This is a genomic window from Chryseobacterium proteolyticum (assembly GCF_046591535.1).
GTDB classification, from domain to species: Bacteria; Bacteroidota; Bacteroidia; order Flavobacteriales; family Weeksellaceae; genus Chryseobacterium; species Chryseobacterium proteolyticum.
The window spans coordinates 89285-101582 of record NZ_JBJLWK010000003.1 but is presented as its reverse complement, the minus strand read 5'-3'; the positions used below and the strand labels follow the sequence as shown (position 1 = coordinate 101582).

Genomic DNA, 12298 nt, shown 5'->3' with positions numbered 1-12298 from the left:
CAGAGGCTATTTTATTTTAAATGTCTCATTCGTAACACCAATCTATATTATGAAAGCTTACAGAGCTATTATTTTTATAAAACGGTATTTTCCAAACGATTAGATTGTATGGTTTGAAACAAATGGGAGATGTCTTAATTGACAAACAGCCCGGATCGGATTGTCCCTAACCTTACCGATTTTATTTTGAAAGTTTTAATGTAAAATATTAATCATATTGAGCCTGTATAACAGGTTTTTTTTTATTTGATGATATTATGTATTTTTGATAAAATCCTTTGAAATGAATTTTAAACCGATCTTATTAACAGCTGGAGTTTTATTTTCAGCATCTTTTTATTCACAAAAAATGACTTATCCTAAGGCCCTAAAAGGTAATCAGACTGATACCTATTTCGGAACTGCTGTGGCGGATCCTTTCAGAGATTTGGAAAATGACTCCCAGCCCACTAAAAAATGGGTGGATGAGGAAGTTGCTTTCAGCCAGAATTACCTTTCAAAAATACCCTTTAGAGAAAAAGTAAAAAATCAATTGAGGGATATCTGGAATTATGAAAAGATTTCTGCACCTTCAAATGAAGGAGATTTTACTTATTATAATAAAAATGACGGGCTGCAGGCACAATCCGTGATATACAGAACAAATAATAAAACGAAGACTACAGAAGTATTCCTTGACCCCAATAAGTTTTCTGAAAAAGGAACCACTTCTCTTTCTCAGCTTTCATTTAATAAAAAAGGGAATTTAGCGGCTTATTCTATTTCTGAAGGTGGAAGTGACTGGAATAAAATTATCATTATTGATGCTATCACAAAGAAGCAAATCGATGATACATTGACGGATGTTAAATTCAGTGGTATTTCCTGGCAAGGAGATGAAGGATTTTATTATTCCAGCTACGATAAACCTAAAGAGGGAACCGTTCTTTCAGGGATGACCGATAAGCATAAAGTATACTTTCACAAATTAGGAACAAAACAATCTTCTGATCAATTGATTTTCGGAGGGGATAAAACACCAAGGAGATATATCGGAGCAAATGTTTCTGAAGATCAGAGATATCTTATCATATCAGCTGCTAATACTACAAGCGGGAACGAATTATATATCAAGGATCTTAAAAATGGAGGTGATTTCATACAAATTAATAAAGGATTTGACATTAGTGCGGGTATTGTAGATACGGAGGGAGATAACCTGTTTATTTTCACGGATAAAGACGCTCCAAATATGCGTCTTGTAAAAACCAGCATTAAAAACCCTTCTCCTGAAAACTGGATCGATGTCATTCCTCAGACAGAAAATGTATTGGGAATTTCTACCGGTGGAGGATATTTCTTTGCAACATATATGGTAGATGCCATTGATCAGGTAAAGCAATATGATAAAACGGGTAAACTTGTAAGAGATATAGTTCTTCCGGGAAAAGGAAATATTTCAGGTTTCGGAGGAAAGGAAGATGAAAAAGAACTTTACTTTTCTTTTACCAACTATATTACACCGGGAACAACTTATAAGTTTAACGCTGATACTGGTAAATCAGAGGTTTACCAGAAACCAAAGGTAAAATTCAATCCTGAGGATTACATATCTGAGCAGGTATTTTATACATCAAAAGATGGAACGAAAATTCCTATGATGATCAACTACAAGAAAGGGGTAAAGCTGGACGGTAAAAATCCTACTATTCTTTATTCTTACGGAGGTTTTAATATCAGCTTACAGCCATCATTCTCTGTTGTCAATGCGATCTGGATGGAGAATGGAGGAATTTATGCAGTTCCGAATATCCGTGGAGGTGGGGAGTATGGTAAGAAATGGCATGATGCGGGAACAAAAATGCAAAAGAAAAATGTATTTGAGGATTTCATTGCTGCCGGAGAATACCTGCAAAATAAAAAATATACTTCGAAAGAGTATATGGCGCTTTCTGGAAGGTCAAACGGAGGATTGCTGGTTGGAGCTACGATGACCATGCGACCTGATCTCGCTAGAGTAGCATTTCCAGGAGTAGGTGTTCTGGACATGTTGAGGTATAATAAGTTTACGGCAGGTGCCGGATGGTCTTATGACTATGGAACAGCAGAAGATAACAAAGAGATGTTTGATTATCTAAAATCTTATTCACCGGTACATAATGTAAAGGCCGGAACTTGTTATCCGTCGACTATGATTATTACAAGTGATCATGATGACAGGGTTGTTCCAGCGCATTCATTCAAATTCGGTGCTGAACTTCAGGAGAAACAAGCCTGTAAAAATCCAATCCTGTTAAGAATTGAAAAAAATGCAGGACATGGAGCCGGAAGATCGACCGAACAGGTTATTGGTGAAAATGCGGATTTAATTTCTTTTGCTTTGTTTGAAATGGGAATTAAATTGTAATTGATTAATTTTTTTTAATAAAATATACAAATTGTTAAACCGAAAGATCAATCTTTCGGTTTTTTTTGCGCGAAAAAATGTGTAATTATTTAATTTTTTTTGCATTTATGGTTTATTTTTTTAATATCAAATGTATAAGGAGGGGTTAAATTGATGCTTTAGTTGATTATTAACTTTTTTGATGTGTTATTAGTATTTTTTGTTTTTATTTTTGTTGAAATGCTTAACGTTTTTATTAAAATAAATGTAATTTATGAAAAAGAAAGTTCTACTTATTTGTGCACTAGCTGCTGGACTTACCAGTAGTTATGCTCAAAGATGGGAATCCGTATCTCAAAAGACTTCCCAGTTACGAAAAGAAGTAGAGGTTAAATATGCTTATAAAGTAGATTTAACTTCGCTTAGAAATTTATTAAAAGATGCTGTTGAAACAGGAAACAATGCCAAACCTGTTGTTATTAATTTGCCTACCGTAGAGGGAAAAATTGAAAAGTTTGCTGTGTACAGTAATCCTGTTATGGAGAAATCTCTGGCAGATAGATATCAGTTAGGTTCATATGTTGGGGTAGGTATTGATGATCCTTCCAAATATGTAAGATTCAGTACCTCGCCGACTGAAATGCAATCTATGATTATTAAGGATGGCGTATTTCAATTTATAGAACCTATTTCTACAGATAAGCAGACATATGGAGTCTTTTACAAAACCAAGAGGACTGAAGGAGATCATGGGTTTGAATGTACAAGTGAGGAAAAGAGCTTTAAAGATATAAAGACGCTGGAGGGTAACGGAAAAAAAAAAGCTTTCTAGTGTAGGAATTACAAGTAGACCTTCCAGTACAAAGTATAGAACATATAAGCTTGCACTGTCTGTTACAAGTGAATATACCCAGCATTTTGGCGGAGTACCTGGTGCTGTTGCACAGATGAATACGACGATGACTCGTGTAAACGGAGTATTTGAAAAAGATTTTGGAGTTAAATTAATTGTTCAGGATTTGCCAACAATTGTTTATAGTAACCCTGCTACAGATCCATATTCTGATGCTGCTGCTGGATCGGCAGGAGCTTGGAACTTAGAATTACAAAATACTTTAACAGCCAATGTAGGAAATGCTAATTATGATATTGGACACTTATTCGGAGCTGATGGAGGAGGGGGAAATGCAGGATGTGTTGGGTGTATTTGTGTAGATCCGTCGACTGCAGAGCCAGAAGGTAAAGGTTCCGGATTTACTTCTCCTTCAAATGGAAATCCAAGTGGTGATACTTTTGATATCGACTATGTTGCCCATGAAATGGGGCATCAGTTAGGGGGAAACCATACTTTCTCAAAAAGCACTGAAGGTTCAGGAGTGAATGTAGAACCTGGGGGTGGAACAACGATTATGAGTTATGCAGGAATTACACAGGACAATGTACAAATGAATTCCGATGCTTATTTCCACTATGCTTCAATCAATCAAATACTAACAAATCTTGAAGGTAAGCCGGCTGCTTGTGGTATATCTCAAGATATTACAACGAATACTCCACCTGTAATTTCTCCTCTTACATCTTATAGCATTCCAAAAGGAACAGCATATTATTTAGATGCAGTAGCAACAGATGCTCAAAATGACCCATTGAAATATACATGGGAACAATATGACAGTGTTGATGACTTCGCTTCAATTTCAGGAGATAGTGGATGGGGATACAATACTCAGGGATCCTTAGCAAGATCTTTCTTTGGAACAGCAAGTGGAAGAAGATATTTTCCAAGTCTGCCTTTAGTAATGAATGGTACTCTTACCAATAAAGCAACATGGGAAACAGTTCCTTATGTGCCTAGAACTTTACACTATGCAGTGACAGTAAGAGATGAGAATACTGTAAGACCAATGTTATCTTCTTCTGAGACTAGTGTAACAGTTGGTAATGATGGACCATTTAAATTTAACGGATTAACTGCTTCCTCGGTATTATATAATAATGCTTCAAACACGATCCAATGGGAGGTGGCTAATACCAATGCAGCTCCTTATAATGTTACCAATGTGAAAATAGATTATACAACCGATAACGGAAATACATGGACTGATCTGGTAGCTACTACTCCCAATACAGGCAATTATTCCGCACAAATGCCAAGTAATTTAACAGGTGCTGTTAAGTTTAGAATATCAGCAATTGGAAATATATTTTATGCGGTGTCTCCTCAGGTTACTATTGGAACAGCACCTACATCAACGACTAATGCACCTACAGGAGTTTTCGTACTGCCTTCTGAAATTTTAAAGACCACGGCAAGAGTTTCTTGGAACAGTGTTCCCGGAGCTAATACTTATTCTATTAACTATAGAAAAGTTGGTGAAGTAAATTGGGCTAATGCGGTAAGTAATACTAATTCTGTTTCTTTAACAGGTCTTGAAGACGAAACCAGTTATGAAACCCAAGTTGCAGCTGTAGTAAACAATGTACCTGGAACATTCTCTACGAATTATACTTTCAAAACGAAAGGTTTAAGAACAGGAGTTGACTACTGTTTGATGACTACAGGAGGGAATAATCTTCTTGCACCCTACTACAGCGGGCTTATTCAATTAAATCTGGCTAATGTTAATTATTTCTCAGGTAACTTGAATACTGCAGCTAGAACCTATTTGGATTTTAGTGAAGATGCCAGTAAATTAATCAACTTAACAAAAGGTACTCAATATACTATTTCATTTAGAAATTTAGGTCATGGTCTTGGAACTTATAATGACTGGTTAGAAATATGGATTGATTATAATAGAAATGGTACTTTTGAAGCCTCAGAAAAGATAGGATCTAGTGGTGCCGTTCCTGTTTATAATGCTGCAAATGATCTTAATTTCCATGATGGGACGATTGTATTTACGGTACCTGCAACTGCCTACTCAGGTGACAAAACATTAAGAATGAGAGTGGCAAGTACTTTCTTTAATCCTGCCACTGGGCCATGTGGTACTTCCTCTATTCCGGTAGGTGGCGGTGGAGTAATTTCAACGGGTTCTTTTAGAGACTTTTCTGTAAAAATTACAGGAGCACTTGCTGTGGATGAAGTAAAAGGAACAAAATCTGAAATTGAGATTTATCCAAATCCTGCCGATACCTTTGTTGAAGTTAAAAATCTTAAAGGAAAAGCAGATTATAAGATCTACAGCGCTGAAGGAAGACTAGTACAAAGCGGTAAACTGGAAGGTCAAAGAATTAATGTAGCTTCACTTATTAAAGGAATGTATGTTATTACCATTACCGGTGAAACTAAAACATACAGTACAAAGCTGATTAAGAAATAATAAAGTTAAAAATTAGATCGGAGCCGGACAATTGTCCGGCTTTTTATTTAGCTATTGGTTTTAATAACAGGTGTTTAACTGTAGTTTCATGTTTCATTCAAAAAAATTAACTTTACGGGGATAAAATTATTGAAATGCGAAAGACAATTTCTGTAAGAAAACTGAATCTGGATATTTTGCCTAAAGAAGGTGAGATTTATAATTTCGAAAAGGATGGGTTAGAATTAAAATCATCCTACACCCATGAAGATGTTAAAGATAAAGCTCTTACAGAGACATCTCCCGGAATTTCACCTTATTTAAGAGGACCGTATTCAACGATGTATGTTCAAAAACCTTGGACAATACGTCAGTATGCCGGATTTTCTACCGCTGAAGAGTCTAACGCATTCTATAGAAGAAACCTGGCAGCAGGGCAAAAAGGATTGTCTGTAGCATTTGATCTTGCCACCCACAGAGGATATGATTCCAATCATGCAAGAGTTGTGGGAGATGTTGGGAAAGCCGGGGTTGCCATTGATTCCGTTGAGGATATGAAGATTTTATTCAATGAAATCCCTCTGGATCAGATTTCGGTTTCCATGACGATGAACGGTGCGGTCTTACCAATCTTATCGTTCTATATTGTTGCCGCAGAAGAACAAGGTGTTCAACAGGATCAGCTCTCAGGAACCATTCAGAATGATATTCTGAAAGAGTTCATGGTAAGAAATACGTATATTTATCCGCCTACCCCTTCCATGAAGATCATTGCGGATATCTTTGAATATACATCTAAATACATTCCCAAATTCAATTCTATTTCGATTTCTGGTTATCATATGCAGGAAGCGGGAGCAACCCCTGTTCTTGAAATGGCATATACATTGGCAGATGGTTTGGAATATGTAAGGACAGGAATTAAAGCGGGAATGAATGTGGATGATTTTGCCCCAAGACTTTCTTTTTTCTGGGCAATAGGCATGAACCATTTTATGGAAATAGCTAAAATGCGTGCTGCAAGATACATCTGGGCTAATCTTTTGAAACAGTTCAACCCTCAGAATCCAAAATCTTTAGCGCTGAGAACCCATTCTCAAACATCAGGATGGTCACTTACAGAGCAGGAACCTTTTAATAATATTACCCGGACTGCTATTGAAGCATTATCTTCAGCATTAGGAGGAACACAATCCTTACATACCAACGCATTGGATGAAGCGATTGCTTTACCTACAGATTATTCAGCAAAAATTGCCAGAAATACCCAAATTATTTTACAGCAGGAAAGTGGAATTTGTGATGTGGTGGATCCGATGGGGGGGAAGCAATCTGGTGGAAAGTCTTACCCAGCAGATGATTGAGGAGGCAATGAGGTATATCGATGAGGTGGAACAGGAAGGAGGAATGACGAAAGCAATTGAAGCAGGAATTCCTAAAATGAGAATTGAGGAAGCGGCAGCCAGAAAGCAGGCAAAAATAGATAGCGGTGAGGAATTTATCATTGGTGTCAATTCATTTAAATCGGCTCTGAAACAAGAGCCTATTGAGATCCTTGATATCGATAATACGGAAGTTCGCAGAAAACAGATAGAAAGACTGGATTCCATTAAGCAAACAAGAAATGGAGAAGCTGTTGAAGAGATCTTAAATGAGATCAGAGAGAGTGCAAAAACAGGTAAAGGAAACCTTTTAGCTTTATGTATTGAAGCGGCAAGAAGAAGAGTGACACTTGGTGAAATGAGTGATGCGATGGAAGAGAGCTTTGGAAGATACAAAGCCAATATCAGAACAATTTCAGGAGTATATGCAATGAATGCGAGTAAAAATGAATATTTCGAAAAAGCCCTTCATCTCACTCAAAAATTTGAGGAAGAAGAAGGACGTCGCCCAAGATTAATGGTTGCCAAAATGGGACAGGATGGACACGATCGTGGTGCTAAGGTAGTGGCAACAGCATTTGCCGATATGGGATTTGATGTGGATGTAGCTCCTTTATTTCAGACTCCGGAAGAAGTAGCAAAACAAGCTGTAGAGAATGATATTCATATTTTAGGAGTGTCTTCTCTCGCAGCGGGTCATAAAACTCTCGTTCCACAGGTCGTGGAAGAATTAAAAAAATTAGGGGCAGATGATGTAACGATTGTAGTAGGTGGGGTTATTCCTCAGCAGGATTATGAATTTCTTTACGCAAACGGTGCAGACTTTATTTTCGGCCCCGGAACCAATCTTCCTAAATGCGCTGTAGAGATCCTGGATAAGTTTCTAAACAAAAGTTAAATATTTTAATATTGGCCATTGTTGTATGGTTTTTGCACTTTTAAGTGAAAAATTTAGATATGGCTTATACAGTAATTTCAATATTCCCTGCTAATGCAGATGTAGAAGGAATAAAAAAAAGAACTACAGAATCAAGGATTTAAAGAAGCGGATATCATTGTTTCAAAATCAAAATTAGAAAACGGAACATCGGCAGATGATTACGAAGAAGATGAGAAGACAAAAAGTTTTTGGGACCATATTTTTGTAAATGAAATAGAGCTGCTTACAGCTTATAGAGAAGGAAGTATAGGTAAAATTAATATAATCGTCTATACGGAAAATATAGAGGATGCCAGAAAAGCAAAGGTCATTTTAAATGAAAGTGGTGCTATAGAAGTTAAAAAAGAAGCACAGAATACGAATCAATCAACAGATAAAGATACTGCAGGTTTACCGGAAGACGTTTATAAAGGGATCATTGCTAAAGCAAAACACAACGTTTATTTTCTGGACCCGGAAAGAGTATACCGTCCTAACAGTAGAGGCATGGATGCAAGAATGGATACTTTCGGCTCTAAAGATTAAAGTAATACATGCAGATAAAAAGCTTCAACAGGAAACCTGTTGAAGCTTTTTATTTTTCAAAAATTTATAATTAAATGATTACTTTTCAGAAAATTGTATATATTTGCACCTGAAAATAAAGTTTAACCATTTAAAAACAACGAAGCAAATGTTCAAATTTCAAAAGAATTCTACAGTTGGATTGCCCCTTATGGTGGTAAGGCTTCGTGGTTTGGTACACTCATAGAACAATAGTATATTGAAATATCAGAACCCGAAGTCGTATAGATTTCGGGTTTTTTATTGCGCAATATTTGAAACCTAAGTTTCCCCGAAATCTTTTAATCATTTTTTTGTCTTCCAAATAATTCAGGAGAAATGAAATTTCATTAATACATAGAAATTTTTATTCAATCCGTTTTACTGGAAAGGCTACAATAGGATCATTCAGACGGAAGAAAAATCTCTGTCTGGTTATGATGTTATTACAAATCAACTAAAATAATAGTTGAATGGTGTCTGTATGCTTAGAAGTCTATGACTCAGTATCTGGCATCTCATAACTAAATTTAAAACAATGGGAAATTTAAAACTTAAAGGAAAAGATATATTAAAATTAGGCTATCCAAATAATCAAAGTGTCAATATAGCTTTGGAAGTCATGAAAAGAAATTTTGCAACAAAGAATATCCATTATGTTAAAGCACTTTTAAAAGAAATTATGCTTCATCCGGAGAACTTTGAGAAAGATTTGACCTTCGGACAAATTGCAGAGGCCTTACTTTCTTCAAAAAAGACAGAAAAGAGAATGCTGAATACACAAAGAGCATCATTTCAGATATTTGGTAACCATATTTCTGAAGAAGCAAAGAATCAGTTATATACTGCTTTAAAATTACCAATAGCAACTCAGGGAGCCCTGATGCCTGATGCACATAGTGGTTACGGACTTCCCATAGGAGGAGTGCTTGCCGTTGAAAACGCAGTGATTCCTTATGGAGTGGGAATGGATATTGGCTGTAGAATGAGCCTTAGTATTTTGGATACACCTATTTCATATCTGGACGGCGCTAAAGATAAATATGAAAAAGCGTTGGCTGAACATACCAAATTCGGGATGTATGAAACCCATAAATCACATATTGAACATGAGATCTTTGATCGTGATACATTTGATTTAATTCCTATTTTAAGGAGATTAAAAGGAAAAGCAATCAAGCAAATGGGATCTTCTGGCGGGGGAAATCATTTTGTAGAATTTGGGGAGGTTGAAATTACAGAGGAAGAAGTACAGATAGGTCTGCCAAAAGGAAGATATCTGGGTATTCTTTCACACAGCGGTTCGCGTGGATTGGGAGCGGAGATAGCACAGTATTATTCAAGGGTTGCGATAGAGCAATGTCCTTTACCTAAAGAAGCTCAAAATTTTGCATGGCTGGATCTGAATACCCATATGGGACTTGAATACTGGACAGCAATGAACCTTGCAGGGGATTATGCTTCAGCATGCCATGATGATATTCATAGAAGGCTTGTAAAAGCCGTAGGAGGAAGAGTGAAAGCAAGAATTGAGAACCACCATAATTTTGCATGGAAGGAAATTCATAATGGAAAAGAGGTAATTGTCCACAGAAAAGGGGCTACTCCTGCCAATGAAAATGAGCTGGGGATGATTCCCGGATCTATGACAGCAAAGGGATTTATTGTTCGTGGAAAAGGAAACCCTGATGCGCTCAATTCTGCTTCTCATGGTGCAGGAAGAGCGTATTCCAGAGGAGAGTGCAGGAATATGTTCACCCAGAATGATATTAAAAAAGAGCTCAAGCTAAAGAATGTTGTGCTTATGGGTGGAAATGCAGAAGAAGCTCCTATGGCATATAAAGACATCAATGAGGTCATGAACGCACAAAGTGGATTGGTGGATATTCTGGGAACATTTCAACCACGGATCGTGAGAATGGATAAATAATCAAATGATAGTTTTTAGTTGTCAGTTAAGAAATTTAGCTGGCAACTATTAACCATCAATTTTTAATTAAAAAAAGAGAAATGGGAGCACCACATAATATAAAAAGATACGGCGAAGTCTGGCCGGAATTTAGAATTCAATACGGACTTGAAATTTTAGAAAAATTAAAAAATAAAATCATTTTATCGGGAGGCTGGGCCTGGCACTTTATGTCTGAAAAAGGACATACAGAGTATAAACACGCCCATGATCATAAGGATATTGATGTTTTTGTAAAGAAAGAAGATGTTGCGGATGTGGTAATGCTGCTTGTGAAAGAAGGCTTTCAGAAGGTATGGACGCGATATGACCATCTGCCAAGTGAGGAAAATTTTAGGAGATATGAAAAAACAATAGAATTGGAAAGCGGGAAGTTCCATAGAATTACCATCGATTTTTTTGAAAGGGATGACCTGGAAACCATATTAGCCAATGGATTTACGGTTGTAAAGCCTGAAGTGTTGCTTACTTTTTACAGAAATATTCATTCCAGTGACAAATGCTGGGCAGTGATAACCGCCAGGGATTTGTTGGAAAAAGGAATTGATCCAGTGGGGCACCCAAGATTAAGTGAAATACCAAAATAAAATGGACAAACTTATACAAATCACTTCGGGAAGAGGACCTTTAGAATGCCAATGGGTAGTTGCTAAAGTTTTGAAAGTATTCCTTGAAGAAATAAAACAGGAAAAAATACAATACGAAATCATCCACAGAGAAAACGGGGATGAAAATCTGACCCTAAAATCGGTTACCCTTCTTTTAAAAGGAAAGGATACATCCGGATTTTTAAAAAACTGGTTGGGAAGTATCTGTTGGAGCGGAAGAAGTACCTTTAGAAAACTGCATAAACGGAGCAACTGGTTTATTGGAATCTTTGAAATTGAAAACACTCACGAGGTGGGTTTTAGCGAAAAGGATATTCAGTTCCAAACGACAAGAAGCCAGGGAAGCGGAGGGCAAAATGTCAATAAGGTAAATACTGCGGTAAGGGCTACCCATATTCCGACAGGAATAAGTGTTTTTGCACAGGATTCAAGGTCGCAGTTGGAGAATAAAAAACTTTCTGTTATGAGATTAAAGGAAAAAGTAATGGAATTAAATATTCAACAAATGGCCAATAGGATGCAGGAAACCTGGACCCATTATCTGCAGGTACAAAGGGGAAATCCTATCCGTACTTTTTCAGGGACGGATTTTAAACATAATTATAAAGATAAATCCTTTAAAAAAAACAAGGAGCAGTCTTAAGAATGAACTTAAAAATTTAAAAAATGACCTTAACTAAAAATAAATATTATTTTGAAGCATTGGATAACTATCCATACAGTCTTCCTTCTTGTCTGGAAGCTCTAAACTATGCTTTATCCTACGATCCGGAAGACGCCGACAGCCTTTGCCTGATGGGGAGAATATACAGTGAAATGTTAACAGATTATGAAAAAGCAAAATTATATTTTGCAGAGGCAATGTTTCATAATGTTTCAAATCTTAATACTCCCCAATATTATATTAAATGTCTTTTAGATAATGAAGATCTTGATGAGGCAGAAAAATTGATTGAGTACGCTTTAAAGATCAAAGGGATTGATAAGTCCAGAATATTAATTCATAAATCTTTATTGTTTGAGATCAGATTGGAATATAGGAAAGCTTTGAAACCATTAAAAGAAGCCAGAAAATACAGCTATAATAAGGAAATGATTGATATTCTTGAAGAACGGGTTAAATTTATTAAATCAAAAATGCCGAAAAAATAAAGAATTTGAACATAAGAGTATTTTTTTGATTAAA

General features: G+C 36.3%; 7 protein-coding genes and 1 pseudogene. All 8 read left to right on the top strand.

Features of this window, described 5'->3' with window-relative positions:
- The first annotated feature begins 283 nt into the window (after window positions 1-283).
- The 8 genes and pseudogenes from ACJ5H0_RS11270 to ACJ5H0_RS11235 all read left to right on the top strand — a co-directional run bounded on the left by ACJ5H0_RS11270 (window position 284) and on the right by ACJ5H0_RS11235 (window position 12264).
- Window positions 284-2386 (top strand): prolyl oligopeptidase family serine peptidase, encoded by a 2103-nt coding sequence (locus ACJ5H0_RS11270; protein ID WP_411249631.1) that lies wholly within the window; start codon window positions 284-286, stop codon window positions 2384-2386.
- A 253-nt stretch (window positions 2387-2639) separates the two neighbouring features.
- Complete coding sequence (locus ACJ5H0_RS11265; RefSeq protein WP_411249629.1) at window positions 2640-3197, top strand: hypothetical protein; 558 nt, start codon at window positions 2640-2642, stop codon at window positions 3195-3197.
- A gap of 7 nt (window positions 3198-3204) precedes the next feature.
- A complete protein-coding gene (locus tag ACJ5H0_RS11260; protein WP_411250337.1) occupies window positions 3205-5691 on the top strand; it encodes a reprolysin-like metallopeptidase in 2487 nt (828 codons plus the stop codon).
- Window positions 5692-5825: 134 nt separating this feature from the next.
- A pseudogene (gene scpA, locus ACJ5H0_RS11255) lies at window positions 5826-7950 on the top strand (methylmalonyl-CoA mutase).
- A gap of 1123 nt (window positions 7951-9073) precedes the next feature.
- Window positions 9074-10465 carry an RtcB family protein gene (locus ACJ5H0_RS11250; protein WP_411249627.1) on the top strand — a complete coding sequence of 464 codons (1392 nt, stop codon included), beginning with the start codon at window positions 9074-9076 and terminating at the stop codon, window positions 10463-10465.
- Between the two features lie 80 nt (window positions 10466-10545).
- Window positions 10546-11091 carry a nucleotidyltransferase family protein gene (locus ACJ5H0_RS11245; protein ID WP_411249625.1) on the top strand — a complete coding sequence of 182 codons (546 nt, stop codon included), beginning with the start codon at window positions 10546-10548 and terminating at the stop codon, window positions 11089-11091.
- 1 nt (window position 11092) lies between these two features.
- Entirely contained in the window at window positions 11093-11755 is a 663-nt protein-coding gene (gene prfH / locus ACJ5H0_RS11240) for a peptide chain release factor H (RefSeq protein ID WP_411249623.1), read from the top strand.
- Window positions 11756-11778: 23 nt separating this feature from the next.
- A complete protein-coding gene (locus ACJ5H0_RS11235; protein WP_411249621.1) occupies window positions 11779-12264 on the top strand; it encodes a tetratricopeptide repeat protein in 486 nt (161 codons plus the stop codon).
- Window positions 12265-12298 lie beyond the last annotated feature (34 nt).

Excerpts from the sequence above, each read along its gene's own strand:
- ACJ5H0_RS11245 (WP_411249625.1), top strand. The coding sequence starts at position 10,546 with ATGGGAGCACCACATAATATAAAAAGATACGGCGAAGTCTGGCCGGAA.
- ACJ5H0_RS11270 (WP_411249631.1), top strand. The coding sequence starts at position 284 with ATGAATTTTAAACCGATCTTATTAACAGCTGGAGTTTTATTTTCAGCA.
- ACJ5H0_RS11250 (WP_411249627.1), top strand. The coding sequence starts at position 9,074 with ATGGGAAATTTAAAACTTAAAGGAAAAGATATATTAAAATTAGGCTAT.
- ACJ5H0_RS11235 (WP_411249621.1), top strand. The coding sequence starts at position 11,779 with ATGACCTTAACTAAAAATAAATATTATTTTGAAGCATTGGATAACTAT.
- ACJ5H0_RS11265 (WP_411249629.1), top strand. The coding sequence starts at position 2,640 with ATGAAAAAGAAAGTTCTACTTATTTGTGCACTAGCTGCTGGACTTACC.
- prfH (WP_411249623.1), top strand. The coding sequence starts at position 11,093 with ATGGACAAACTTATACAAATCACTTCGGGAAGAGGACCTTTAGAATGC.